Here is a 24,494-nt window from a genome sequence, read left to right on the forward strand (position 1 = left end):
TGCGGTGTATTAGTCGTTCAAATGGGCGCACGTCGCGAAGTGGATCAAGCGCGAACCGTTCGGAGGCGGGACTTCTCCCACGGCTACCGGGTAACGTCGGGGCGTGCCCGTCGACCCGCCACCCGAAATCGCCGGGGAGACCCCTGTGCGCAGCGCCCGAACCGGTCGGCGCACCGCGACGGATCGTCCGCCCCGCGCGTCGGCGACGAGCGCCGTCGAGGTCCGCAGGAGCAACCGCCGCAGCAGAACGGTTTCCGCGTACCGGGAGGGGGATCGCACGATCGTGCTCATCCCGGCCCGGATGTCGAAGGCCGAGGAGCAGCGCTGGGTGAACGTGATGCTCGACAAGCTCGCGGCCCAGGAGAACAGACACGTTCTCGGCGACAGCGAACTCGCCGAGCGGGCGCAACGGCTGTCCGCCCAGTTCCTCGGCGGTCGGGCCAGGCCCGTGTCGGTGCGATGGGTGACCAACCAGAACACCCGGTGGGGTTCCTGCACCCCTGCGGAGGGGAGCATCCGGCTCTCGCACCGGTTGCAGGGCATGCCCGAGTACGTCGTCGACTATGTGCTGCTGCACGAGCTGGCCCACTTGCTCGTCCCCGGTCACGGACCGCGGTTCTGGCAGTTGCTGGAGTCGTATTCCCGTACCGAGCGGGCCCGCGGTTACCTGGAGGGCGTGGTGGCGGCGGATCGGCTGCCGCACCTGCCCGCCGCCCGCGGTGAGTGACCGTCGGGACCTGCCCGCCGCCCGCGTTGAGTGCTGGTCGGGACCCGTCCGTTGCCTGTGGTGAGCGGCGATCGGTGATTCTGTACCGGATGTGTACCGGCTTGGCCCAATGTCGGAGATTGCGGTTAGCCTGACGCGACGCATTCACATTCGGGATGGGGGACGGTCGTTACGCATGGCCAGGGAATTCCAACGCGGCCACAAGGCCAGGATCGGCGATCTCACACCGGGGACGGACCTGTACGTAGGGGTGCAGATCGGTGGTCCGGGGCTGACCTTCGACATCAGCTGCTTCGGTCTCGATGCCGACGAACAGCTCTCCGACGACCGGTATTTCGTCTTCTTCAATCAGCCCAAATCGCCCGAGGAGTCCATTCAGCTTCTTGGTGCCCAGGCCGGTGACACCGAGTCGTTCCGCGTCACTCTGGACCGTATTCCGGCCCACATCCGCAAGTTGTCGTTCACCGCGACCGTCGACGGTGCCGGTCAGATGTCCCAGGTCGGCCCCGGTTACATCCGCATCGTCGCGGGTGGCGAGGAAGTCGCCAGGTACGCCTTCAACGGTTCGGAGTTCACCACCGAGCGCGCGGTGATGCTGGGTGACTTCTACCTGAAGGACGTCTGGCGGTTCGCCGCCGTCGGCCAGGGCTTCGACGGCGGTCTCGAAGCGTTGCTGAAGAATTTCGGCGGCGAGGTCGCGGAGGAGGAGCCCGCCGCTCCCCAGCCGCAGGCAGCCGCACCGCCGTTCGCCCCGCCCGCGCAGGCGGCCGCACCGGCACCTCCCGCCCCGTCGTTCGGAGTCCCGGCCGCGCCGCAGGCGCCTCAGGCTCCGCAAGCCCCTCAGGCTCCTGCTCCGGCCCCGTCGTTCGGGGCCCCGGCGCCGCACGCACCGCAGCCCCCTCCCTCCTTCGGCACCCCCGCCTCGCCGCAGCAGCAGATCCACAACGCGCCGACGATGGTGGCACCGATGGCGCCCATGGCGCCGCCGGGCGGCACCGTCCCGCCGCCCGGACCGGCGCCCGCCCCCTACGCCCAGCCGGGCCAGCCACCGCAGTTCGGCCAGGTCCCGGGCCATCCCGCGCCCCCGGCGCCGCCCGGACAACAGTTCACCGCCCCGTACGGCCAACACCCCCCGGCCCCGTACGGTCAGCCCACGCCGGGCATGGTTCCGGGCATGCCCCAGAGCGTGCCGCAGTCCGGTGGCGGGCTCCAGGCGGCCGTCAACCTCTACAAGGAGGTGGCGACCGGGCAGCGCTGGACCTCCCAGAACAAGCAACTGGTCCGGGTGGACCTCGGCCAGGACGGCGCCCCCGTCCTCGCCCGCCAGGGCAGCATGGTCATGTACCAGGGCAAGGTCGACTTCAGTTACAAGGGCGCCGGCTTCGCGGGCCGGATCGTGGGCAACGCCACCGGCCAGGAAATGCAGCTGATGCGCTGCACCGGCCGGGGCCAGGTCTTCCTCGCCGAGAACAGCGCCCATCTGCACCCCATCGAACTGCAGGGGGACAGCATCTGCGTCTCCGCCGAGCGGGTCCTCGCCTTCGACGAATCCCTCCGGTACGAGGTACGGCGGATCGAGGGGCACGGAATTCCCGGCGGGGCACTGTTCACGATGCTCTTCCAGGGAACCGGCACGGTGGTCGTGATGACGCACGGCACCCCGGTGGTCCTCCCCGTCACGCCGACGACCTTTGCCGACAGCGACGCGATCGTGGCCTGGTCCGCCGCCTCGCAGGTGATCGTCTCCAGCCAGGTGCGGCTGCGCTACAACGCCTACCCGGGACACAGCGGGGAGTCGGTGAACCTTCAGTTCCGGGGCGCACCGGGCAACTTCATCGTCGTCCAGCCGTACGAGGTCTGAGGAAGCCGAAGTATGAACCAGCAGCTCGCGGGGTACGCCCCCGCACCGGTCACCGCCCGGATGGAGAATCACGGCAGCGCCATGCTGAAGGTGGCGATGACCACCGGGCAGGACCTGTTCGCACGGGTGGGCTCGATGGTCGCGTACGAGGGGTTCATCCAGTACGAGCCGAACCCGTCCGCCGTCCGCCAGATCGCCCGCGACTGGATCACCGGCGAGGGCGCCCCGCTCATGAAGTGCAGCGGGGACGGACTGCTCTACCTCGCCGACTACGGTGCGAACGTCGTCGTGGTGCACCTCGACAACGAGGCGTTGTCGGTGAACGGGACCAACGTCCTCGCCTTCGACGCCCAGCTCCAGTGGGGCGTCGAGCGGGTCAAGGGGCTCGCCAAGTTCACCGGGCAGGGCCTGTGGAACGTGTCCATCTCCGGCACCGGCTGGGTCGCGCTGACCTCCCGCGGCGTCCCCGTCGTCGTCAACTGCGGCAGTGGCGAGGACGAGACCTATGTCGATCCCGACGCGCTCGTCGCCTGGTCCCCGAACCTCAAGGTGAAGGGCAAGCGCAGCTTCAAGGCGGCCTCCCTGATCGGCCGCGGCAGTGGTGAGGCCTTCCAGATGGCCTTCTCCGGCCAGGGCGTCGTCGTCGTACAGCCCAGCGAGGACAGCACCGACCGCCTGCGGGCCCGGGGCTGAGGGGAGCGAGAGGACATCATGCAGAGCCCGCTTTTCCAGCACACCGAACAGCAGTCCGCGGACCGCTACACCCGGCAGAACCCGCAGATGCTCCGGGTGACGCTCAGCGGCCACGACGACATCCTCGCCCGCAAGGGCAGCATGGTCGCGTACCAGGGTCTCGTCGAGTTCGACGGGGAATACCAGTCACACGGCCAGAACCGGTCGCGCTCCCACACGGGCGAGGGGCTCGACCTCATGCGGTGCTCCGGCCAGGGCACCGTGTTCCTCGCCAACCTCGCGCAGTACGTCCACGTGGTGGATGTCGACCACGACGGGCTGACCGTGGACAGTGCCTACGTCCTCGCCCTGGACTCCGGGCTGCACCACGAGGTCATCGCCGTGGACAGCCAGTACGGAATCTCCGGCACCGGGAAGTACCAGCTCAACATCACCGGCACCGGCCAGGTCGCGCTGATGACCTCGGGCCAGCCGTTGATGATGCAGGTCACGCCGGACAAGTACGTCAATGCCGACGCCGACGCGATCGTCGCCTGGTCCAGCTCGCTGCGGGTGCAGATGCAGGCCCAGACACACTCCTCGGGTGTCTGGCGACGCCGCGGGAACACCGGCGAGGGCTGGGAGCTCAGCTTCCTCGGCCAGGGCTATGCGCTGGTCCAGCCGAGCGAGGTGCTGCCGCCGCAGAACGCGCAACTCGGCCAGGGCATCCGCGCGCAGTACGGCATGGGCCAGCACGGCGCCCACGGCCAGAACCAGAACAACGCCTGGAACTGAGCGGGGGCTTCCGCGGCGGGCCCGTGCGGTTCGCCGGTGGGCCTCGGGCGCGGCGGACGCGGGAGCGGGCCCGCCGGGTACCGACGACAGGGGGCGGTCTCCGCGGAGACCGCCCCCTGTCGTCCCTGCGGGAACGGTGGTCAGCGCTGCTTCAGCGCGGCGCGAACCCGCGTGACCAGGCGTACGACCGAGGCGTCCGCCACCGAGGGCACCTCGTCGTACGTGAACCAGCGCAGATCGAGTGACTCGTCGCTGATCTGCTCCGTGGCACCCAGCGGCGCCAGCGCGGCGTACTGCACGTCGAGGTGCCAGTGGCAGGGGGCGGGGATCCGGTGGCGGTCCAGCGTCACCGGCCCGCCCGGAAGCAGCGCCAGGCCGCCGATCCCGGACTCCTCGGTGGCCTCGCGCAGTGCCGCGGCGGCCAGTGTGGCGTCCTGCGGCTCGCAGTGGCCGCCCATCTGCAACCACATCCGCAGCTTGCGGTGCAGGGTGAGCAGAACCCGGCCGCGCTCCGGATCGACGACCAGCGCGCTCGCCGTCAGATGCCCGTCCCCGCACGCCTTCCACATGCCGTCGGGATGCTGGGCCAGATGATCCAGATAGACCTGCCGCAGCCCCTGCTGGACCTGGTCCGTCCCGTTCTCGTACCCCTTCAGTACGAGAATGGCGTCGTCGTGCAGGCTCACCGGTCGGTCTCGTCCTTGCCGTCGTCGCCCGGGGCGTCGGTCCCGCCGGAGCTCGTCCCGCCCGGCTCGGTCCCGGACGGCCGGGGTCCCTTCGCCGCCTCCCCGAGCATCTTGTCCAGCTCGGAGAAGTCCAGCTGCTCGTGGTGGACGAACCCGTCCGGGTCGTCCAGGTCCTGCGCCGTCGGCAGCATGTCGGGGTGCTCCCAGAGGGCGTCCCGCCCGTCCATGCCGCGTGCGTCGGTGAGCGATGCCCACAGGCGCGAGGCATCGCGCAGCCGCCGCGGACGCAGCTGGAGGCCGATGAGCGTGGCGAAGGTCTGCTCTGCGGGCCCGCCGGACGCACGGCGTCGGCGCATGGTCTCGCGCAGCGCGTCCGCAGAGGTCAGGCGGGACTTCGCCGCCTCGTGGACCACGGCGTCCACCCAGCCCTCGACCAGCGCGAGCGCCGTCTCCAGCCGGGCCAGGGCGGCCTTCTGCTCCGGCGTGTCCTCAGGCTGGAACATGCCCTGCTGAAGCGCGTCCTGCAACTGCTCGGGCTGCGACGGGTCGAATTGGCCGACCACGTCCTCCAGCTTGCTGGTGTCGACCTTGATGCCGCGGGCGTACCCCTCCACGGCCCCGAACAGGTGCGAGCGCAGCCACGGGACGTGGGCGAAGAGCCGCTGGTGGGCGGCCTCGCGCAGGGCGAGGTAGAGCCGCACCTCGTCCTGCGGCACGCCGAGGTCCTTGCCGAACCGTTCGACGTTCAGCGGAAGGAGCGCGGCCTTGCCCGCCGGGCCCAGCGGCAGCCCGATGTCGGTCGAGCCGACGACCTCGCCCGCCAGCACCCCGACGGCCTGCCCGATCTGCTGGCCGAACATCGCGCCGCCCATCGACCGCATCATGCCGATCAGCGGGCCCGCCATCGCCTGCATCTCCTCGGGCAGCACGTCGCCCATCGCGAGACCGACGCGCTCGGCCACCGGGTCGACGAGCTTCTGCCACGCGGGGAGGGATGCCTCGACCCACTCCGCACGGCTCCACGCGACCGTCGAGACCGAACCGGAGGGGAGCGACGTCGCACCGTCCAGCCACAGGTCGGCCAGGCGCAGTGCCTCGTCGACGGCGGACCGCTCGGACGGGCCGACGCTGGCGTCCTTGGAGCCGTCGGAGGTGCCCTGCGAGACCGTCTGGCGGGCGATCTGCTTGGCCATGTCCCAGTTCACGGGACCACCCTCGTAGCTCAGCATCTGGCCGAGCTGCTGGAAGGCCGCACCGAGGTCGTTGGGGTTCATCGTGCCGAACATCGCCGCGAACGGGTTTTCCCCGCCCGCGCCGGGCCCGAAGCCGAACGGGTTCGCGGGCCCGCCCGAACCCTGCCCGCCTCCGGTGGGGTCCTTCTTCTTGCCCTCGTCGCCGTTCTCCGGCTCCTCCGGCGGAAGGCCGAATCCGAATGGGGTGTCACTCACGGGTTTCCTCGGCTCCTAGGGCCGTCGGCGCGAACCGACGGCGACTGCCCGACATCACCATCCAGCGTAGACACCAAAAGCCCGTGCGGGGCCTCGGTGCTCCTCGGCTCCCGGCCTGCGGCAGGATGGACGCCACCTGGTACGTACGCGTCATTCGGGTACGTACTGAAGACAACCGCTGGAGACGCCCGGTGAGTTCCCCAGATCCTCAGGTTCGCGCAGCGCGAAACCTGCCCGACCCCTCGACCGAGAACAATCCCGCGAAGAGCCGCTCAGGGAGCCGTGGCCCCGTCGTCGCCGTCACCGGAGCCGCGCGCGGCGTCGGTGAGCTGCTCACCGCACGCCTCGCGGCATCCGAGGCGATCAAGCAGGTCGTCGCCATCGACGAGCGCCGCGGCGAGGTCTCCGAGGCGACCTGGCACATCCTCGACGTCCGGGACCCCGCCATCGCCGAGAAGCTCCGCGGTGCGGATGTCGTGGTGCACCTGGCACTCGACCTCGACCTGGAGACCGACCCCGCCGCCCGCACCGCGTACAACGTGCGCGGCACCCAGACCGTGCTCACGGCCGCCGCGGCCGTGGGCGTCCACCGGGTCGTGCTGTGCACCTCGGCCATGGTCTACGGGGCGCTGCCCGACAACGACCTCCCGCTCGCCGAGGACGCCGAACTGCGCGCCACGGCGGAGGCCACCGGTGTCGGCGACCTCCTGGAGATCGAACGGCTCGGCCGCCGCGCGCCGCGCGCCCACCCCGGACTCAACGTGACCGTGGTCCGGCCCACCGTCCTGGTCGGCGGCACGGACACCGCGCTGACCCGCTACTTCGAGTCGCCGCGCCTCCTGGTCGTGGCCGGATCGCGTCCGGCCTGGCAGTTCTGCCACGTCGAGGACCTGGTCACGGCCCTGGAGTACGCCGCTCTGGAGAAGATCGACGGCGAGTTCGCGGTCGGTTGCGACGGCTGGCTGGAGCAGGAGGAGGTCGAGGAGCTGAGCGGTGTCCGCCGGATGGAGCTGCCCTCCGCGGTCGCCCTGGGCGCCGCCGCCCGGCTGCACCGGATCGGCCTCACCCCCTCCCCGGCCGGAGACCTCGCCTACACGATGCATCCCTGGGTGGTCAGTGTGAGCCGGCTGCACGACGTCGGCTGGCGCCCGCGCTGGACCAACGAGGAAGTGCTCGCCGCGCTCCTCGAAGAGGTGGAGGGGCGGCACACCGTCGCCGGACGTCGTCTCGGCCGCAAGGACGCGACCGCGGCGGGTGCCGCCGGCGCGACCGTGGCACTGCTCGGCACCGCCGCCCTGGTCCGTCGCGCCCGCAGGGCCCGTCGCCGCCTCTGACCGGCTGCCGTCCGCGCGGACGGCAGGGCCGGGGCCGCACTGCCCGCAACGACCGGCCGACGCGGGCGGGGCGCCGTCGATGGTTCCGCACGGCATGCGGCGGCCCGCGCGGGGCCGGTGGCGGACTCCGGGGCTCGTCGCAGGCTCCAGGAGCGGACGCGGCCCAGCCGGTGGAACCGCTCTTCGTCATTGTCGGTGCGGTGCGGCACCATGGGCCTCATGGCTCCCATGCACGACCATCCCGGCGAGTGGGCGGCAGCTGCCCCGATCCGACTGCTGGCGATTCGCGACACACCGCTGTCGGTCGACGAGGTCGTCCGGGCCGTCGAGGACGACGCCGCGGGCGGTACGGCGTTCTTCGTCGGCACGGTGCGCAACCACGACGGCGGCCAGGACGTCGACGCGCTCGGATACTCCTGCCACCCGTCGGCGCAGGTCGAACTGCGCCGGGTGGCCGAGAAGGTCGTGGCGGACTTCCCCGTTCGGGCGCTCGCCGCCGTCCACCGTGTGGGTGACCTCGGGGTGGGCGACATCGCAGTCGTCGTCGCCGTCTCCTGCCCGCACCGTGCGGAGGCGTTCGAGGCGTGCCGCAGGCTGATCGACGACCTCAAACACGAGGTCCCGATCTGGAAGCACCAGCGGTTCTCGGACGGTACCGAGGAATGGGTCGGCGCCTGCTGAGCGCAAGCTGTTCGGGTGGTCATTCGCCCCGATTTGCGTAATCGTCCCCCGGACGTGAGCGTTGGTCCTGCAGATGGATAATCTGCTGATCGGTCGGTTGCGGTCGCTCATGGGGTAGGGAGGTCGTCATGGCAGCACTTGCCTGGCTGTTGATTCCGCTTTTCGCTGCGTTCGGCGCTGCGATATGGGGGAGCTGGGCCACCCGTAATCGCACAGCCGGTGATGTTTCGGAGCTGGCCGGCTATGCGCGTTTCCGTGAGGCAATGGAAAAGTCGCACTCCGGTTCCGACATCGTCTGACACCTCGCCGCACATGTGCAGTCGCCAATCCGCACGGCGCTGCCACATGCCGACGCCTCCGGGGCCGCGCTGCGCCCCCGTACCCGCTGCGCGCGGATCGGCCCGGACGGCGCACTCACAGGCAGTTCCCGTACTGTCGTTCCATGCCACGCCGCACCGCGACGATGCTCGCCTCGACCCTGATCCTCATCGCGCTGCTCTGCGCGGGACTGCTGATCAAGGTGCCTTACTCGGAGATGTCGCCCGGTCCGACCGTGAACACTCTCGGCAAGGCCAAGGGCGAGCCGGTCCTGCAGATTTCCGGGCACAAGACGTACCCGACGTCCGGCAATCTCAACATGACCACCGTCAGGGTCACCGGCGCCGACTACCGGATGAATCTCGTCGGGGCCGTGTACGGCTGGCTGTCGCACGACAGCGTGGTCGTGCCGCACGACACGCTCTACCCCGACGGCAAGACGGAGCAGCAGTCCACGCAGGAGAACGCCGAGGAGTTCAGTCAGTCGCAGGAGAGCGCCAAGGTCGCCGCCCTGACCGAACTGGGCATCCCGGTGTCGTCGCGGGTCGTGGTCTCCACCGTCGTCAAGGACAGCCCCGCCCAGGGCAGGCTGCACGCCGGCGATGTGATCCGGCAGGTCGACGGAGAGACCGTCGAGCAGCCCGCGGACGTCGCCAGGTTCGTCACCCGCCACAAGCCGGGCGAGGACGTCACGTTCACGATCGTCCCGGCGAAGACGGCCCAGGCGGCGGAGAAGGCGGGCAAGGAGCCCGAGGGCAGCCGGAAGATCGTCATCACCACCGCGAAGGCGCCCGGGGAGGACCGTGCGATCGTCGGTATCCAGGCCGGGGCGGACCACACGTTCCCGTTCAAGATCGACATCAAGCTCGCCGATGTCGGCGGGCCGAGCGCCGGGCTGATGTTCTCCCTGGGCATCATCGACAAACTGACACCGGCCGATCTGACCGGCGGAAAGTTCATCGCGGGCACCGGCACCATCGACGACGAGGGCAAGGTCGGCCCGATCGGCGGCATCACCATGAAGCTCGTCGGCGCGCGCGACGCGGGCGCACGCTACTTCCTGACGCCGGCCGAGAACTGCAAGGCCGCGGCCGCCGACACCCCCGACGGGCTCACGCTGGTCAAGGTGAAGGCGATCGGCGACGCGAAGAAGTCGCTGGAGAAGATCCGCACGGGGGACACGGCCGGCCTGCCGAGCTGCTCGGCGGGCTGACCGCGCCCCCTGCCGGCCGGTCAGGCCTCGAAGGTCGCGGCCAGCGCGTCGGCAAGACCCGGCACCAGGCCCGCACCGGTCCGCACCTCGTTCGGGGAGTCCTTCTCCCGGAGACGCACGGCACACTCGCGCGATCCGTCCCGAAGGGCGGCCACGGTCATCCGCACCTCCTGACGCTCCGGATGTTTCGCGACCCACTTGGCGAGCTGGGCCTCGTCGAGCCCCTCGGGCACGGACGCCTCGGCGGACGGCGGCAGCATCAGCCGCTCCACCGTCAGCGCGCAGCCGATCACGGCGTCGGGCCAGGCGATCGTCGCGAGGAACTCGTCCAGGGCGGTGCCCGGTGCCAGTTCCTCCTGCTCGATGGGGGTGAGTGAGGATGCAGGGGAGTCGGGGGAGTCCAGCCCGAGCTGGGCGGCGAGGCCGGGCTCCTGGGCGCGCAGCCGCTGCGTGTCGACGAGAGCGAACAGCCGCGCGGGCTGATCCCAGCCGAGACCGGAGACGTACGTGTCGATTTCGAGCACGGCGACCGTGAGCGGGCTCGCGGCCATCGGGGGACCTGAGGGGGAAACGTTGGGCATGGCCAACATCCTGCCTCCTTCCGCCCCGGTATCGGGAACTAGGTAAAGCTTCAGTAAGTTGCATAGATGGGCTCTACGATCGCTGGGCCCGATTCATACGACCCGCGAACTACGAGGTGCGCACGTTGGCTTTCCAGATGCCGGACCGCGGCGGAGGCCCGACCGGGCCACGGATCAGAGTCGGCCGCCCGTCCCGGCGCGCCCGTACCCTGCTCATGACACTGGGCGTCCTGGCGGTTCTCGCCATGGCCTTCGTCATGTTCGCCGGGTTCTGGACCGACTGGCTCTGGTACCGGTCGGTCTCGTACTCGTCCGTCTTCACCACCACACTGTGGACCAAGATCGGGCTGTTCCTCGTCTTCGGACTGCTGATGGCGGTCGTCGTCGGGCTGAACATCTGGCTCGCGCACCGGCTCCGGCCGCCGCTGAGCGCGATGTCGCTGGAGCAGCAGAGCCTGGACCGCTACCGCATGAGCCTCGCCCCGTACAAGAAGTGGGTGCTGCTCGCGATCGCCGCGCTCGTCGGACTGATCGCCGGCGCGTCCGCCTCCGGGCAGTGGCGCACCTGGCTGATGTACGTCAACGGCGTGGCCTTCGGCCAGAAGGACCCCCAGTTCCATCTGGACGTCTCCTTCTACGCCTTCGACCTGCCCTGGTACCGCTTCCTGCTGGGCTTCGGCTTCGCGGCCACGGTGCTCTCGCTGATCGCCGCCGCGCTGACCCACTACCTCTACGGCGGGCTGCGCGTCACCAGCCCCGGCGCGCGGGCGACCGGTGCCGCCACCGGCCACCTGTCGGTGCTGCTCGGCGTCTTCGTCTCGCTGAAGGCCGTGGCGTACTGGCTCGACCGGTACGGCCTCGCCGTGAAGTCCAGCGACTTCAAGGCCACGGACAACTGGACCGGCCTCAGGTACGTCGACGCCAACGCCTACCTGCCGGCCAAGACCATCCTGTTCTGCATCGCCGCGATCTGCGCCGTGCTGTTCTTCGCGACGCTCTGGCGGCGCACCTGGCAGCTCCCGGTGATCGGCTTCGGCCTGATGGTGCTCTCGGCGATCCTGATCGGCGGGCTGTACCCGGCGATCGTGCAGAAGTTCCAGGTCCAGCCGAACGAGCAGGCCAAGGAAGCCCCGTTCATCCGGAAGAACATCGAAGCCACGCGCGACGCGTACGACATCGACCGGGCGCAGGTCCAGGACTACTCCGGCAAGAGCACGACGGACGACGACGCCAAGCTGCGCGCGAGCGCGGACGACGCCGCCAGCTACCGGGTGATGGACCCCAACGTCGTCTCCCCGGCCTTCCAGCAGCTCCAGCAGAAGAGGAACTACTACCAGTTCCCCAAGACGCTGGACGTGGACCGCTACAAGGACGCCGACGGCAAGGACCAGGACACGGTCATCGGTCTGCGCGAGCTGAACATCAACGGCATCCCCAAGCGCAACTGGATCAACGACCACTTCACCTACACCCACGGCTACGGCGCCATCGCCGCCCGGGGCACGACGACGGGCAAGAACCCGAAGGGCTCCCCGGACTTCACCGAGGCCGGCCTGCCGACGACGGGTGACCTCGGTTCGTACGAGCAGCGGATCTACTACGGCGAGAAGACCGAGCAGTACTCCATCGTCGGCGGGCCCCAGAAGGAGCTCGACTACGAGGAGGACGGCGAGAAGACCACGAGCTACAAGGGCGACAGCGGGGTCAGTCTCTCCAACACCTTCAACCGCGCCGCGTACGCGGTGGCGTTCAGCGAGCCGCAGATCCTCTACTCGGGGGCCATCGGCGACGGCTCGCGGATCCTCTACAACCGCACGCCCAAGGAGCGCGTCGAGGCGGTCGCCCCGTGGCTGACCATCGACGGCGACGCCTACCCGGCCGTGGTGAACAAGCGGATCCAGTGGGTCGTCGACGCCTACACCACCACCAACGGCTACCCGTACGCCTCGCGGACGACGCTCGGTGACACCACGGCCGACTCGCTGACCACCAACCAGCGCGCGGTCGTCGCCCAGCAGAACCAGGTCAACTACATCCGCAACTCCGTGAAGGCCACTGTCGACGCCTACGACGGCAAGGTCACGCTCTACGAGTGGGACACCAAGGACCCGGTCCTCAAGACCTGGCGCAAGGCCTTCCCCGGAACGGTGCAGTCCCGGTCGGACATCCCGCAGGAGCTCATGGACCACCTGCGATACCCGCAGGACCTGTTCAAGGTGCAGCGCGAGCTGCTCACCCGCTACCACGTCACCAACCCCGCCCAGTTCTACAGCGGCAGTGACGCGTGGCAGGTCCCGGACGACCCGACCAACAAGGAGTCCGGCTCCGTCCCGCCGTACTACCTGAGCATAAAGATGCCGGACCAGACGGCTCAGAAGTTCTCGTTGACCACCACGTTCACGCCGAAGGGGCGTCCCGACCTCGGGGCGTTCATGGCCGTGGACGCGGACGCGGCGAGCAAGGACTACGGCACGATAAGGCTGCTGAGAGTCACCAGCACGGTGAAGGGCCCCGGCCAGGTGCAGAGCGAACTCAACGGCAACGACGACGTCGCCGAGTTCGTGAGGAACCTCAAGGGCACCGACTCCGACATCGAGTACGGCAACCTGCTGACCGTGCCGCTCGAAGGCGGATTCCTCTACATCGAGCCGGTGTACACCCGCGGTGGCACGCAGAACTATCCGCTGCTGCGCAAGGTCGCCGCTTCGTACGGGTCGAAGACCGTCTTCAAGAACAGCCTCGGCGAGGCGCTCAACGAGGTCTTCGGAGTGACGGGCGCCGAGCCACCCGAGGGAACCACCCGGCCACCGGGCGAGACCCGGCCGCCGGCCACCGGCGACGCGGCGCTGAAGCAGGCGATCGCCGACGCGCAGAAGGCTTACGCGGAGAGCGAGGCGGCTCTGAAGAAGCCGGACTGGGACGCCTATGGCAAGGCCCAGGCCGATCTGCAGGACGCCCTGCAGCGTGCGGCGGCGGCCCAGCCCAAGTCGGACGGGAAGGCCCCGGACGGGAAGACATCGGACGGGAAGGCCCCGGACGGCAAGAGCGGAGCCGACGCATCGGGTGATTCGGGAGGCACGACGAAACCCGCGAGCACGGAAGGCGGCTGAGCCGCCCGGCAGCGGTCGGGCAGCTCGGTGACCAGGCGGCTCGGCAAGGGCTCCCTCCCGCGTCGTGGTACTGTTTCCACACAACGACGCGGGGTGGAGCAGCTCGGTAGCTCGCTGGGCTCATAACCCAGAGGTCGCAGGTTCAAATCCTGTCCCCGCTACTGGAAGACGAAGGCCCGGATCCTTTCGAGGATCCGGGCCTTCGTCGTGTTGCGACGGCTTTCTTGGGCAGTCGATCCGAAGGGCGGTTCGCGGAGCACGAGTTGAGCCGAACGTGTTTGACTTATCTCTCTGTGGGCATGTCGACAAAACGCTGAAGTGACCTTGCTGGCTGCGATATACCGGCTGTGCACGGGTTGCGGGTGGTGCGACGATGATATTTATGGGGGACAGGGCAACTCTGTTGGAGACAGGGCGGTTTGTTCAGCGCCGTGTTCATCGGCCGGATAGCGTGGTGAATGCGGCTTTTGGTGTTGCCGCCACGGGGAACGCCGAGAACGCTGAGAACAGCGCGATCACTGAGAACACTGAGACCACCGGGACGACTGAGACCAGTAGAACGACCGGGACCACCGGGGCGACTGAGGCCAGCGGAACGACTGGGGCCACTAGGGCGCCTGGGACTGCCGAGACTGCGGGGTGTGCCGCGACCGTCGAGAGCACAGGTACAGCGAACGCCGAGGACGAGGCGCGGTCGGAGAACGCGAACGCCGCAGAGGGCCTTGGGGCTCCGGGGCGCCGAGGGGCCCAGGCGGAGCAGGACCCCTCGGAGACCCCGGAGAGCGACGAGAACGAGGCACGCCACCGTCGGGCCGCCGACGCGGGCGACACCACCTCGATGAGCATCCTCGGGGCACTGCTGCTGCGCCGCGGGGATCTGGACGAGGCCGAGTCCTACCTGCGTGCGGCGACCGCCGACGGCGACCGCGCCGCCGCGAACAACCTGGGGGTCCTCCTCCATCAGCGCGGGTACACCGACGACGCCGCGGGCTGGTGGCGCATCGCGGCCGTCGCCGGGTCCGCCGCCGCGGCGCACGCCCTCGGCCGCCACTACCGCGAGCGCGGGGACGAACCGGGCGCCGAGTACTGGCTGCGCCAGTCCGCCGAGCAGGGGCACGCGCTGGGCGCGTACGCCCTCGCCGATCTGCTGGAGCACCGCAGCGACGTCGGAGCCGAGCGCTGGCTGCGCGCCGCCGCCGAGCAGGGACACCGCGAGGCCGCATACCGTCTCGCGCGGATGCTGGACCGCGATGCCGCCGACCCGCAGGACGCGTTCGGCCGCCAGGGGCCGCGCCACGGCATCGGCCGTCCCACCGCCACGGGCAGCTTCGCGGTGCTCAGCGACGACGGCCCGGTGGCGGGTCCCACGACCGGGCGCGTGGGTGAGGCGGAGCAGTGGTACCGGCAGGCCGCCGCACGCGGCCACCAGCGCGCCGCCCTGCGCCTCGGCGCCATCCTCGAACAGCGCGGTGAGCCCAAGGAGGCGGGCCGCTGGTACCTCATCTCGGCCAAGGCCGGCGAGCCGCGGGCCGCCTGCGCCCTCGGGTTCCTGCTGCGTGACGCGGGCGACGAGGAGAGCGCCGCCGTGTGGTGGCTGCGCGCGGCCCAGGACGGCGACGGGAACGCCGCCAACGCCCTGGGCGCCCTGCATGCCGCCCGCGGCGAGCAGCAGACCGCCGAACGCTGGTACCGGGCCGCCATGGACGCGGGCGATGTCAACGGCGCCTACAACCTGGCGCTGCTCTGCACGGCCCAGGACCGCACCCCGCAGGCCGAGCAGTGGTACCGCCGGGCCGCGTACGCGGGACACCGCGAGGCCGCCAACGCGCTGGCCGTACTCCTGCTCCAGGCGGGCGACGCGAGCGGCGCCGAACCCTGGTTCTCCAAGGCGGCCGAGGCCGGCAGCGTCGACGCGGCCTTCAACCTCGGCATCCTGTACGCCGGGCGCGACGAGGACCGCATGGCGCTGGTCTGGTACGAGCGCGCCGCGGCGGCGGGCCACACCGAGGCCGCGCTCCAGGTCGGTATGGCCCTGCTGCACCAGGGCGAGGACCAGGAGGCCGAACGGCATCTGCGCTGCGCGGCGGGCGGCGGCAGCGCGGAGGCTGCCTTCCGACTGGCCGGGGTGCTGGACTCGCGGCAGCCGCCGCCCGGTGCCCCCGCGCTCGGTGAGCCGACGCCGGCGAAGACCGAGTGCGAGGAGTGGTACGAGCGGGCCGCCGAGCAGGGGCACCGCCGCGCCCAGGTGCGGGTCGGGATGCTGGCGGCGGCGCGGGGCGACGTGCGGAGCGCGGCCCACTGGTACCGGGAGGCCGCCGAGTCGGGCAGCCGCAACGGGGCCTTCAACCTCGGACTGCTGCTCGCGCGGGAGGGAAGCGAGCGCGAGGCCGCCCTGTGGTGGACCCGGGCCGCGAACGACGGTCACGGGCGGGCGGCCCTACGGCTCGCCCTGCTGGCCGCCCGCCGGGGCGAACTCACGGAGGGGCAGCGCTGGTGTGCGAGGGCGGTCGAGCTGGGGCCGGCGGAGGTGGCCGAGCGGGCCGCCCGGCTGCGCGACGCGCTGCACCAGGAACTCACCGCGTGAGACGGTCCGCCCGGGTCACGTATCCGGGCGGACCCGAGGGCTGACGTCCGGGGTGCCCGCACGGGCACCCCGGAACCGATTTGCACAGGTCCGAAGCGGTGACGTAAGGTTGTGCACACAACGACGCGGGGTGGAGCAGCTCGGTAGCTCGCTGGGCTCATAACCCAGAGGTCGCAGGTTCAAATCCTGTCCCCGCTACTGAAAATCGAAGGCCGGATCCTTTTCGAGGATCCGGCCTTCGGTGTTTTTTCGGTTCTCGGTTCATGGTTCGCGGTGGGGCCGGGGCGTGTGTGCCCCGTGCATGCGCAGAGCCCCCGGCGCGCCGTGCCACGCGTGCGTCAGGGGCGCTCGGGGGCTCAGGCCGCGGCGGCGCAGCTCGGGCAGACGCCGCGGTAGGTCACCTCGACGTCGGAGACCGTGAAGCCGAACCGCTCGTCCTGCGGCAGGTCCGCCAGCGGGTTGCCGGCCGGGTGCACGTCGCGGATGGTGCCGCAGCGCGCGCAGACCAGGTGGTGGTGGGGGCGGTGCGCGTTCGGGTCGTAGCGCTTGGCGCGGCGGTCGGTGGACACCTCGATGACCTCGCCGAGCGTCACCATCTCGCCCAGGGTGTTGTAGACGGTGGCGCGGGAGATCTCCGGCAGCCTCGCCACGGCCCGTGCGTGGACCTCGTCGGCCGTCAGGTGCACGTGGTCCCCGTCGAGGACCTCGGCCACGACACGCCGCTGGGCGGTCATGCGCCAGCCGCGTCCGCGCAGTCGTTCCAACAGGTCGCTCATGCGTACAAGCCTAACAGTGAGGGGACCGAGTCCCGAACGGGTGTGACTTTGGATGTTCCCTTGACTTGGACTAAGTCCATTGTAGGATCGGCAACGGCATACGCCAAGGGACAGGCTGTGCAGGACATGACGAATGTGCAGGAACGACGCAGGAGGCGCACGTGACGCAGGGACCGCTCACCACGGAGGCCGGGGCGCCGGTCGCCGACAACCAGAACAGCCAGACCGCAGGGGTCGGCGGTCCGGTGCTGGTGCAGGATCAGTCGTTGCTGGAGAAGCTCGCGCACTTCAACCGTGAGCGGATTCCGGAGCGCATCGTGCACGCCCGCGGCGCCGGTGCGTACGGCACGTTCACGCTCACCCGCGACGTCTCGCAGTGGACGCGGGCGAAGTTCCTCTCCGAGGTCGGCAAGCAGACGGAGACCTTCCTCCGCTTCTCGACCGTGGCGGGCAACCTCGGCGCTGCCGACGCGGTGCGTGACCCCCGGGGCTTCGCGCTGAAGTTCTACACCGAGGAGGGCAACTACGACCTCGTCGGCAACAACACCCCGGTGTTCTTCATCAAGGATGCCATCAAGTTCCCCGACTTCATCCACACCCAGAAGCGCGACCCGTACACCGGCTCGCAGGAGGCGGACAACGTCTGGGACTTCTGGGGTCTGTCACCCGAGTCGACCCACCAGGTGACCTGGCTCTTCGGCGACCGCGGCATCCCGGCCTCGTACCGTCACATGAACGGCTACGGCTCGCACACGTACCAGTGGAGCAACGAGGCGGGCGAGGTCTTCTGGGTCAAGTACCACTTCAAGACCGACCAGGGCATCAAGAACCTCACCCAGGCCGAGGCCAACACGCTCGCCGGTGAGGACCCCGACAGCCACCAGCGCGACCTGCGCGAGGCGATCGAGCGCGGGGACTTCCCGTCCTGGACGGTGCAGATCCAGATCATGCCGGCGGCCGAGGCGGCCGGGTACCGCTTCAACCCGTTCGACCTCACCAAGGTGTGGCCGCACGAGGACTACCCGCCGATCGAGATCGGGAAGCTGGAGCTCAACCGCAACCCGGAGAACATCTTCGCGGAGGTCGAGCAGTCGATCTTCAGCCCCGCGCACTTCGTGCCGGGCATCGGTCCGTCCCCGGACAAGATGCTCCAGGGCCGGCTCTTCGCCTACGGCGACGCCCACCGCTACCGCGTCGGCATCAACGCCGACCACCTGCCGGTGAACCGCCCGCACGCCACCGAGGCCCGTACCAACAGCCGCGACGGCTACCTGTACGACGGCCGCCACAAGGGCGCGAAGAACTACGAGCCGAACAGCTTCGGCGGACCGGTCCAGACGGACCGGCCGTTGTGGGAGGCCACCCCGGTCACCGGTGAGATCGGCACGCACGCGGCGGCCGTCCACGCCGAGGACAACGAGTTCGTGCAGGCGGGGAACCTCTACCGGCTGTTCTCCGAGGACGAGAAGGCCCGGTTGGTCGACAACCTCGCGGGGTTCATCGCCAAGGTGTCGCGCGACGACATCGCCGAGCGCGCGATCAACAACTTCCGCCGGGCGGACGGCGACTTCGGCAAGCGTCTGGAGGCCGCGGTCCAGGCACTGCGCGGCTGACGCGGACGCCTGTCGTCGACAGCGGGCCGGTTCCCCTTCCGATGTCGGACGGGGAACCGGCCCGCCGGTCGTCGCGGGGGCTCAGCCGACCAGTGCCACGTGGCGGCGGCGCCTGTGGGGCGCCCAGCAGCGCAGGATGTCGCGGACGGAGACGATGCCGACGGGCCCGTGATCGTCCAGCACGATCAGATGACGGAACCCGCCGTGGGTCATGGCCTCCGCTGCCTCTTCCAGGGTCCAGGTGGGCGCGGCGAAGACCACGTCGGTGGTGGTGTGTGCGGAGGCGGTCTCGACATCGGGATTTCGGCCCGAGCCGACCGCGTTGAGGATGTCGCGCTCGGTGATGATGCCGAGCCCGCTGGTGTCCTGGTCGAGGACGACTGCGGCTCCGACGTGCCGGACCGACATGAGCCGGGCGGCATCGCGGAGCGTATGGGCGGGCCCGATGGTGAGGACCAGTGTGCTCATGGCGTCACGGACGAGCATGAAGGGAGCCACCTCCTTCGCGAAGCGATTGCGTGACTTGATTCACAAGTTCACAAGACGGGCGGGCTCTCAGCGTTGCATTCACGTGGGACGGCAGCAAGGGGGGAATGGGGCCGTCCGAGGGGCGCACGGTGGTGCGTGACGCCCCTCGGGGGGCGCGGCAGGGGTCAGGGGCGCGGGTTGAGGTAGCTGAGCAAATCGCTGTGGAGCAGTCCGTTCGAGGCCGCCGCGTTGCCGCCGCCGGGACCGGGAACGCCGTCCAGGCTGGTGAACCTGCCGCCCGCCTCCTGGACGACGATCGCGTTCGCGGCCATGTCCCAGAGCGAGAGTTCCGGTTCCGCGCAGATGTCCACCGAGCCCTCGGCGACCATCATGTACGGCCAGAAGTCCCCGTAGCCCCGGGTGCGCCAGCAGGCCCTGGTCAGGTCCAGGAACCCGTCGAGCCGGCCCTGCTCCTCCCAGCCGCCCAGCGAGGCGTAGGCGAACGAGGAGTCCGCGATCCGTTCGACCTTCGACACCTGGATGCGGGTCGCGGAGGCCAGGGAACGGCCGGTGAACGCCCCGGAACCCTTCGCCGCCCACCAGCGCCGGTTCAGCGCCGGCGCCGAGACCACGCCGACCACCGGCTGGAAGCCGTCGTCCCCGTCCTCCATCAGCGAGATCAGCGTCGCCCAGACCGGCACACCGCGGACGTAGTTCTTGGTGCCGTCGATCGGGTCGACGACCCAGCGCCGGGGGCCGGTCCCCTCCAGGCCGTACTCCTCGCCCAGGATCGCGTCGCGCGGGCGGGCCCGATGGAGGTGACCGCGGATCAGCTCCTCGGCGGCCTTGTCGGCCTCGCTCACCGGCGTCATGTCCGGCTTGGTCTCGACCTTGAGGTCCAGGGCCTTGAACCGGTCCATCGTCGCCGCGTCGGCGGCGTCCGCCAGCACATGGGCGAGGCGCAGATCATCGTGGTAATCGGGCATGTCGTCACCGTATCGACCGCGGGTGAACAGATCCACACGCCCGCCCGGCCGTCCCGGCGCGGGCGCGGAGGCCCGGTCAGTGGGACGAGCCGGAGAGCTGGAGCCCGATCACGCCGATGATCACGAGGGAGATCGAGACCAGCTTGAGCGTGGAAACCACGTCGTTGAGGAAAACCATGCCGTAGATCGCGGTGCCCGCGGCGCCGATGCCGGTCCACACGGCGTACGCGGGACCCACGTCGAGCTTCTTCAGCGACAGCGTCAGCAGGCCGAAGCTGCCGAGCGCGAAGACGCAGAACGCGATGGTCGGCCAGAGCCGGGTGAATCCGTGCGACAGCTTCAGGCAGACGGCGAAGCCGGTTTCCAGAAGCCCTGCGACCACGACCAGCAGCCACGCCATCGTCAGTGCCCTCCCACGTCGGTGACCGTCTTGCCACGGTGAGTGTGATTATGCACCTACCGGCCCCGACCGCTCGTGGACCTGCCCCGATCGGGTTTCCCGCGCACGGGACCGGATCAGTCGCCCTCGCGCCGTTCCCGGGTGGACAGCAGCCGCCGCAGCGAGTCCAGCCGCGCCGGGTCCGCGTGTCCCTCCGCCACCCAGGCGTCCAGTGCGCACTCCGGCACGCCGTTCTCGTGGGTGCAGCCGCGCGGGCAGTCCTCGGCGGCGGGCTCCAGGTCCGGGAACGCGTGGATCACTCGGGACGGGTCGATGTGGTTGAGCCCGAAGGAACGCACGCCCGGAGTGTCGATCACCCAGCCCCGGTAGTCGGGCAGCGGCAGTGCCAGTGCCGACGTGGTGGTGTGCCGGCCGCGGCCGGTGACCGCGTTGACGACGCCCGTCGTGCGCCGCCGGTCCTTCGGCACGAGCGCGTTGACCAGCGTCGTCTTTCCGACGCCGGAATGCCCGACGAAGGCGGTGACCCGGTCGTTCAGCTGCTCGCGGACCCGCTCGGCGGCGTCGCCGTTCTCCAGTTCCTCGCGACTGGTGACCACGAACGGGACGCCCAGCGGCGTGTACGCCTCCAGCAGCTTGTCCGGGGAGGCCAGGTCCGACTTGGTGAGGACCAGGAGCGGGGACAGCCCGCCGTCGTACGCGGCGACCAGACAGCGGTCGATCATCCGAGGGCGGGGTTCCGGATCGGCCAGCGCGGTGACGATCGCCAACTGGTCGGCGTTGGCGACGACCACCCGCTCGTACGGATCGTCGTCGTCCGCGGTCCGGCGCAGCACGGAGCGGCGCTCACCGATGCGCACGATGCGGGCGAGGGTGTCCTTGTCGCCGGACAGATCGCCGACCAGGGAGACGGTGTCACCCACCACGGCGGCCTTCCGGCCCAGCTCACGGGCCTTCATCGCCACGACCGTGCGGCCGTCGACGAGACAGGTGAGACGGCCCCGGTCCACGGTGAGGACCATGCCGTCCTCGGCGTCCTCGTGCTTGGGACGGATGTGGGTGCGGGGCCGGTTGCCCTTGCGGTTGGGGCGGATCCGGACGTCGTCCTCGTCGGGGTTCTTGCCGTAGCGGCGCATCTCTCAGGCCCCGAGCATTCCGGTCCACATCTGCGGGAAGTCCGGCAGGGTCTTGGCGGTCGTCGCCACGTTCTCGATCTCCACTCCGGGGACGGCGAGTCCGATGACCGCCCCCGCCGTCGCCATCCGGTGGTCGTCGTAGGTGTGGAAGACACCACCGCGCAGCGGGCGCGGCCGGATGTGGAGACCGTCGGCGGTCTCGGTGACGTCGCCGCCGAGTTCGTTGATCTCCTTGGTGAGCGCGGCCAGCCGGTCCGTCTCGTGCAGCCGCAGATGGGCGACCCCGCTCAGCGTGGACGGGCCGTCGGCCAGGGCCGCGACCGCCGCGATGCCCGGGGTGAGCTCCCCGACCTCGCCGAGGTCGACGTCGATGCCGCGGACCCGGCCCGAGCCGGTGAACGTGAGGCCGTGCTCGGTCAGCTCGCAGCTGCCTCCCATCGCGGTGAAGATCTCGCGCAGCGCGTCGCCCGGCTGGGTGGTGTGCTCGGGCCAGTCGGGGATGGTGACCCGGCCGCCGGTGACCAGCGCGGCGGCCAGGAACGGCTGGGCGTTGGAGAGGTCGGGCTCGATGGTCAGGTCGCGGCCGAGCAGCGCGGAGTGGGTGACCCGCCAGAGGTTCGGCTCGCCGCCCGTCTCCGGCTCGTCGACCTGGGCGCCGACGGCCCGCAGCATGTCGACGGTCATCCGGATGTGCGGCATGGAGGGGAGCCGGGCGCCGGTGTGGCGGACCTCCACCCCCTGGTTGAAGCGCGGCGCCGACAGCAGCAGCGCCGAGACGAACTGCGAGGACGAGGAGGCGTCGATCTCCACCGCCCCGCCGTCCAGCGCGCCCCCGCCGTGCACGGTCATCGGCAGCGCGCCGCGTCCGTCGTCGTCGATCCGGGCGCCGAGCGCTCGCAGCGCGTCGATCACGCCGTTCAGCGGGCGCTCGTACGACCGCGGGTCGCCGTCGAAGCGGATCGGGCCGTCGGCGAGGGCCGCGACCGGGGGCAGGAAGCGCATGACCGTGCCGGCGTTGCCGACATCGATCGTGGCCGGGCCGTGCAGCCCGGCAGGGATGACCCGCCACGCCTCGCCGGAGACGTCCGGCGTACCGGCGGCGGCCGAACTCGACGACACCGTCTCCTCGATGCCGACGCCCATCGCGCGCAGCGCCTCGGCCATCAGCAGGGTGTCGCGGGAGCGCAGCGGACGGCGCAGCCAGCCCGGCTCGGCGGCGAGGGAGGCCAGGACGAGCGCGCGGTTGGTGACCGATTTCGAACCGGGCACGGTGACGGTGGCGTCGACGGCTCCGCTCGCGTGCGGAGCGGGCCAGAGGGCGGGGTGCACGGGGGTTTCGGTCATGAACCTCACTTTAGTGGTTCACCGGGAACCAGAATCTCGATCAAATGGGCCGAAACCCGTACGTAATCAAACTGTGGTAGACACCGGGGACGTCCTCGTGCCTCCGCGCGCACCGCCGGGTCCTGCTCCCCGGGGCGTCACATGCCGAGCAGCCAGCGGCCGCCGCCGATCAGTGAGCAGAGCGACACCGCGTGGAAGAGGAACAGCCAGAGCGCGGCCGGTACGTTCGTCAGCCGCGACAACTGGTCCGCGTCCGAATCGGGCGCGCCTCGGTGCCGTCGCTTCGACTGGAGCTCGAAGGCCGGACGCACCCCGCCGAACAGCAGGAACCAGACCACCGCGTACGCGAAGAACGACTGCACGGCGGGCGGGGCCAGCCAGGAGACCAGCAGGAACGCCGACCCGGTGAGGATCACGGCCAGTGCCCCGTACGCGTTGCGGATCATCACCAGCATCGCCGCCAGCAACGCGGTGGCCAGCCACAGCAGCAGCGTGATCCTGCCGTCGACCAGCAGCCACGCCCCGCCGAGTCCCAGCAACGGCGGCGCGGTGTAGCCGGCCGCCGCGGTGAGGATCATGCCGATGCCGGTCGGCCTGCCGCGGCTGACCGTCAGCCCGCTGGTGTCCGAATGCAGCCGGATTCCCGACAGCTGCCTACCGGTGAGCAGCGCCACCAGCCCGTGCCCGCCCTCGTGCGCGATGGTGATCGCGTTGCGGCTCAGCCGCCATATCGGGTTCGGCACGACGGCGATCATCGCGAGCGTGCCGGTCACCACCACCAGCCATTGCTCCGGCGCCGGCTGGGTGCCGACGACGCGGTCCCACAGGTTTCCCAGATCGGTGCTGTCCATGGTGCGGGCGGCTCCTCGTGGTAGTGGCTTGCGGTGTACGCGTCCGGTCGCCCGGTCGGTCGTGGCAGTCTGGCACTCATGTGCGGACGGTTTGCAGCGAGTCGGCGGCCGGAGGACCTGACCGGGCTCTTCCACGTCGAGAAGTGGGAACCGGCGGAGACGCTGGCGCCCGACTGGAACGTGGCCCCGACCAAGGAGGTCCACGCCATAGTGGAGCGCCCTTTGAAGGACGCAGCGGACCGGCGTCCGGTTCGCCAGATGCGCGCCCTGAAATGGGGACTCGTGCCGTCCTGGGCGAAGTCCCCCGAGGGCGCCGCACGCATGATCAACGCGCGGGCGGAGACCGTCCACGAGAAGCCGTCCTTCCGCCGCCCGTTCGTCTCCCGGCGCTGCATCCTGCCCGCCGACGGCTACTACGAGTGGGTCACCGGCGTGGAGGAGCGCCAGTTGGAGGAGCAGGGGAGGAAGAAGCGCCCGCGCAAGCAGCCCTACTTCGTGACGCCCGCCGACGGGTCGGTCTTCGCAATGGCCGGACTGTACGAGTTCTGGCGCGACCGGACCCTGCCGGACGACCACCCCATGGCCTGGTGGGCGACCTGCACGGTGATCACCACCGAGGCGGAGACCACCCCGCTCGCCGTCGCCCCCGCCGACGGCCCGGCCACGCTCGCCGACATTCACCCCCGGATGCCGCTGATGCTCACTCCGGACCGGTGGGACGCCTGGCTCGACCCGTCGTGCACCGATGTCGCGGAACTGCGGGCGCTGCTCGCGCCGCCGCCGGGCGGGCTGATGCGCGCCTACCCGGTGGCCACCGCCGTCAGCAACGTCCGCAACAACGGCCCCGAACTGCTGGCGGAACTTGCCGCGCCGGAGCTCGGCACGCTCTTCTGACACGGGAGCGGGCAGTATG

The 24,494-nt window shown here is 70.4% G+C and carries 22 protein-coding genes and 2 tRNA genes; 14 read left to right on the plus strand and 10 right to left on the minus strand.

Annotated elements, in window-relative coordinates; genetic code table 11:
- The first annotated feature begins 145 nt into the window (after window positions 1-145).
- The 4 genes from ACFC79_RS02025 to ACFC79_RS02040 all read left to right on the plus strand — a co-directional run bounded on the left by ACFC79_RS02025 (window position 146) and on the right by ACFC79_RS02040 (window position 4,055).
- A complete protein-coding gene (locus ACFC79_RS02025; protein ID WP_376233912.1) occupies window positions 146-727 on the plus strand; it encodes a M48 family metallopeptidase in 582 nt (193 codons plus the stop codon).
- Between the two features lie 175 nt (window positions 728-902).
- Window positions 903-2,588, plus strand: a complete 1,686-nt coding sequence (locus ACFC79_RS02030; RefSeq protein ID WP_376233915.1) for a TerD family protein — start codon at window positions 903-905, stop codon at window positions 2,586-2,588.
- 12 nt (window positions 2,589-2,600) lie between these two features.
- Window positions 2,601-3,281, plus strand: coding sequence for an AIM24 family protein (locus ACFC79_RS02035; RefSeq protein ID WP_376233917.1), 681 nt, complete (start codon window positions 2,601-2,603; stop codon window positions 3,279-3,281).
- 18 nt (window positions 3,282-3,299) lie between these two features.
- Window positions 3,300-4,055 (plus strand): AIM24 family protein, encoded by a 756-nt coding sequence (locus ACFC79_RS02040; protein ID WP_376233920.1) that lies wholly within the window; start codon window positions 3,300-3,302, stop codon window positions 4,053-4,055.
- 140 nt (window positions 4,056-4,195) lie between these two features.
- On the opposite strand, the gene ACFC79_RS02045 is transcribed toward ACFC79_RS02040, so the two are convergent.
- Together ACFC79_RS02045 and ACFC79_RS02050 are read right to left on the minus strand one after the other, a co-directional pair.
- Window positions 4,196-4,741 carry an NUDIX hydrolase gene (locus tag ACFC79_RS02045; RefSeq protein WP_376233923.1) on the minus strand — a complete coding sequence of 182 codons (546 nt, stop codon included), beginning with the start codon at window positions 4,739-4,741 and terminating at the stop codon, window positions 4,196-4,198.
- Window positions 4,738-6,189 carry a zinc-dependent metalloprotease gene (locus tag ACFC79_RS02050; protein WP_376233926.1) on the minus strand — a complete coding sequence of 484 codons (1,452 nt, stop codon included), beginning with the start codon at window positions 6,187-6,189 and terminating at the stop codon, window positions 4,738-4,740. The genes ACFC79_RS02045 and ACFC79_RS02050 overlap by 4 nt, the downstream gene beginning before the upstream one ends.
- A 191-nt stretch (window positions 6,190-6,380) precedes the next feature.
- Here ACFC79_RS02050 and ACFC79_RS02055 point away from each other — a divergent pair, with 191 nt between their 5' ends.
- The 4 genes from ACFC79_RS02055 to ACFC79_RS02070 all read left to right on the plus strand — a co-directional run bounded on the left by ACFC79_RS02055 (window position 6,381) and on the right by ACFC79_RS02070 (window position 9,735).
- The gene (locus ACFC79_RS02055) at window positions 6,381-7,523 is read left to right on the plus strand and encodes an SDR family oxidoreductase (RefSeq protein ID WP_376233928.1); all 1,143 of its coding nucleotides are present in this window, start codon (window positions 6,381-6,383) and stop codon (window positions 7,521-7,523) included.
- 219 nt (window positions 7,524-7,742) lie between these two features.
- Entirely contained in the window at window positions 7,743-8,204 is a 462-nt protein-coding gene (locus ACFC79_RS02060; RefSeq protein ID WP_376233930.1) for a molybdenum cofactor biosynthesis protein MoaE, read from the plus strand.
- A gap of 128 nt (window positions 8,205-8,332) precedes the next feature.
- Window positions 8,333-8,503: a hypothetical protein gene (locus ACFC79_RS02065; protein ID WP_376233931.1), complete on the plus strand. Its 171-nt coding sequence runs from the start codon at window positions 8,333-8,335 to the stop codon at window positions 8,501-8,503.
- 143 nt (window positions 8,504-8,646) lie between these two features.
- Window positions 8,647-9,735: a PDZ domain-containing protein gene (locus tag ACFC79_RS02070; protein ID WP_376233933.1), complete on the plus strand. Its 1,089-nt coding sequence runs from the start codon at window positions 8,647-8,649 to the stop codon at window positions 9,733-9,735.
- 20 nt (window positions 9,736-9,755) lie between these two features.
- On the opposite strand, the gene ACFC79_RS02075 is transcribed toward ACFC79_RS02070, so the two are convergent.
- Entirely contained in the window at window positions 9,756-10,325 is a 570-nt protein-coding gene (locus ACFC79_RS02075; protein WP_376233936.1) for a PPA1309 family protein, read from the minus strand.
- 128 nt (window positions 10,326-10,453) lie between these two features.
- On the opposite strand from ACFC79_RS02075, the gene ACFC79_RS02080 reads away from it, so the two are divergent.
- The 4 genes from ACFC79_RS02080 (at window position 10,454) to ACFC79_RS02095 (ending at window position 16,208) form a co-directional block, all read left to right on the plus strand.
- Window positions 10,454-13,426 (plus strand): UPF0182 family protein, encoded by a 2,973-nt coding sequence (locus ACFC79_RS02080; RefSeq protein WP_376234881.1) that lies wholly within the window; start codon window positions 10,454-10,456, stop codon window positions 13,424-13,426.
- 87 nt (window positions 13,427-13,513) lie between these two features.
- Window positions 13,514-13,587, plus strand: a tRNA-Met gene (locus ACFC79_RS02085).
- A 212-nt stretch (window positions 13,588-13,799) separates the two neighbouring features.
- Entirely contained in the window at window positions 13,800-16,010 is a 2,211-nt protein-coding gene (locus ACFC79_RS02090) for a tetratricopeptide repeat protein (protein ID WP_376233938.1), read from the plus strand.
- Between the two features lie 124 nt (window positions 16,011-16,134).
- Window positions 16,135-16,208, plus strand: a tRNA-Met gene (locus tag ACFC79_RS02095).
- A 158-nt stretch (window positions 16,209-16,366) separates the two neighbouring features.
- Here ACFC79_RS02095 and ACFC79_RS02100 read toward each other — a convergent pair.
- Entirely contained in the window at window positions 16,367-16,786 is a 420-nt protein-coding gene (locus ACFC79_RS02100) for a Fur family transcriptional regulator (RefSeq protein WP_376233940.1), read from the minus strand.
- A 161-nt stretch (window positions 16,787-16,947) separates the two neighbouring features.
- Between ACFC79_RS02100 and ACFC79_RS02105 the strand changes: the two genes are divergently transcribed.
- Window positions 16,948-18,399, plus strand: a complete 1,452-nt coding sequence (locus ACFC79_RS02105) for a catalase (protein ID WP_376233943.1) — start codon at window positions 16,948-16,950, stop codon at window positions 18,397-18,399.
- A gap of 81 nt (window positions 18,400-18,480) precedes the next feature.
- On the opposite strand, the gene ACFC79_RS02110 is transcribed toward ACFC79_RS02105, so the two are convergent.
- From ACFC79_RS02110 to ACFC79_RS02135, 6 genes are all read right to left on the minus strand, one after another.
- Window positions 18,481-18,885: a cyclic nucleotide-binding/CBS domain-containing protein gene (locus ACFC79_RS02110; RefSeq protein WP_376233945.1), complete on the minus strand. Its 405-nt coding sequence runs from the start codon at window positions 18,883-18,885 to the stop codon at window positions 18,481-18,483.
- 167 nt (window positions 18,886-19,052) lie between these two features.
- Window positions 19,053-19,853: a histidinol-phosphatase gene (gene hisN / locus ACFC79_RS02115; protein ID WP_376233948.1), complete on the minus strand. Its 801-nt coding sequence runs from the start codon at window positions 19,851-19,853 to the stop codon at window positions 19,053-19,055.
- A gap of 76 nt (window positions 19,854-19,929) precedes the next feature.
- Window positions 19,930-20,253, minus strand: a complete 324-nt coding sequence (locus ACFC79_RS02120) for a DMT family transporter (protein WP_376233950.1) — start codon at window positions 20,251-20,253, stop codon at window positions 19,930-19,932.
- A gap of 116 nt (window positions 20,254-20,369) precedes the next feature.
- Window positions 20,370-21,386, minus strand: a complete 1,017-nt coding sequence (gene rsgA, locus ACFC79_RS02125) for a ribosome small subunit-dependent GTPase A (protein WP_376233953.1) — start codon at window positions 21,384-21,386, stop codon at window positions 20,370-20,372.
- A gap of 3 nt (window positions 21,387-21,389) precedes the next feature.
- Window positions 21,390-22,730: a 3-phosphoshikimate 1-carboxyvinyltransferase gene (aroA, locus tag ACFC79_RS02130; protein ID WP_376233955.1), complete on the minus strand. Its 1,341-nt coding sequence runs from the start codon at window positions 22,728-22,730 to the stop codon at window positions 21,390-21,392.
- A gap of 137 nt (window positions 22,731-22,867) precedes the next feature.
- Window positions 22,868-23,581 (minus strand): M50 family metallopeptidase, encoded by a 714-nt coding sequence (locus ACFC79_RS02135; protein WP_376233958.1) that lies wholly within the window; start codon window positions 23,579-23,581, stop codon window positions 22,868-22,870.
- A gap of 78 nt (window positions 23,582-23,659) precedes the next feature.
- Here ACFC79_RS02135 and ACFC79_RS02140 point away from each other — a divergent pair, with 78 nt between their 5' ends.
- Window positions 23,660-24,475: an SOS response-associated peptidase gene (locus ACFC79_RS02140; RefSeq protein ID WP_376233961.1), complete on the plus strand. Its 816-nt coding sequence runs from the start codon at window positions 23,660-23,662 to the stop codon at window positions 24,473-24,475.
- Window positions 24,476-24,494 lie beyond the last annotated feature (19 nt).

It is taken from the genome of Streptomyces sp. NPDC056061, assembly GCF_042266885.1.
In the GTDB taxonomy this organism is placed as follows: domain Bacteria; phylum Actinomycetota; class Actinomycetes; order Streptomycetales; family Streptomycetaceae; genus Streptomyces.

Coding starts and splice junctions, on each gene's coding strand:
- rsgA (WP_376233953.1), bottom strand. CDS start 21,386: ATGCGCCGCTACGGCAAGAACCCCGACGAGGACGACGTCCGGATCCGC.
- ACFC79_RS02080 (WP_376234881.1), top strand. CDS start 10,454: ATGCCGGACCGCGGCGGAGGCCCGACCGGGCCACGGATCAGAGTCGGC.
- ACFC79_RS02100 (WP_376233940.1), bottom strand. CDS start 16,786: ATGAGCGACCTGTTGGAACGACTGCGCGGACGCGGCTGGCGCATGACC.
- ACFC79_RS02030 (WP_376233915.1), top strand. CDS start 903: ATGGCCAGGGAATTCCAACGCGGCCACAAGGCCAGGATCGGCGATCTC.
- ACFC79_RS02065 (WP_376233931.1), top strand. CDS start 8,333: ATGGCAGCACTTGCCTGGCTGTTGATTCCGCTTTTCGCTGCGTTCGGC.
- ACFC79_RS02120 (WP_376233950.1), bottom strand. CDS start 20,253: ATGGCGTGGCTGCTGGTCGTGGTCGCAGGGCTTCTGGAAACCGGCTTC.
- ACFC79_RS02070 (WP_376233933.1), top strand. CDS start 8,647: ATGCCACGCCGCACCGCGACGATGCTCGCCTCGACCCTGATCCTCATC.
- ACFC79_RS02135 (WP_376233958.1), bottom strand. CDS start 23,581: ATGGACAGCACCGATCTGGGAAACCTGTGGGACCGCGTCGTCGGCACC.
- ACFC79_RS02075 (WP_376233936.1), bottom strand. CDS start 10,325: ATGTTGGCCATGCCCAACGTTTCCCCCTCAGGTCCCCCGATGGCCGCG.
- ACFC79_RS02110 (WP_376233945.1), bottom strand. CDS start 18,885: ATGCTCGTCCGTGACGCCATGAGCACACTGGTCCTCACCATCGGGCCC.
- ACFC79_RS02040 (WP_376233920.1), top strand. CDS start 3,300: ATGCAGAGCCCGCTTTTCCAGCACACCGAACAGCAGTCCGCGGACCGC.
- ACFC79_RS02035 (WP_376233917.1), top strand. CDS start 2,601: ATGAACCAGCAGCTCGCGGGGTACGCCCCCGCACCGGTCACCGCCCGG.
- aroA (WP_376233955.1), bottom strand. CDS start 22,730: ATGACCGAAACCCCCGTGCACCCCGCCCTCTGGCCCGCTCCGCACGCG.
- ACFC79_RS02140 (WP_376233961.1), top strand. CDS start 23,660: ATGTGCGGACGGTTTGCAGCGAGTCGGCGGCCGGAGGACCTGACCGGG.
- ACFC79_RS02060 (WP_376233930.1), top strand. CDS start 7,743: ATGGCTCCCATGCACGACCATCCCGGCGAGTGGGCGGCAGCTGCCCCG.
- hisN (WP_376233948.1), bottom strand. CDS start 19,853: ATGCCCGATTACCACGATGATCTGCGCCTCGCCCATGTGCTGGCGGAC.
- ACFC79_RS02090 (WP_376233938.1), top strand. CDS start 13,800: ATGATATTTATGGGGGACAGGGCAACTCTGTTGGAGACAGGGCGGTTT.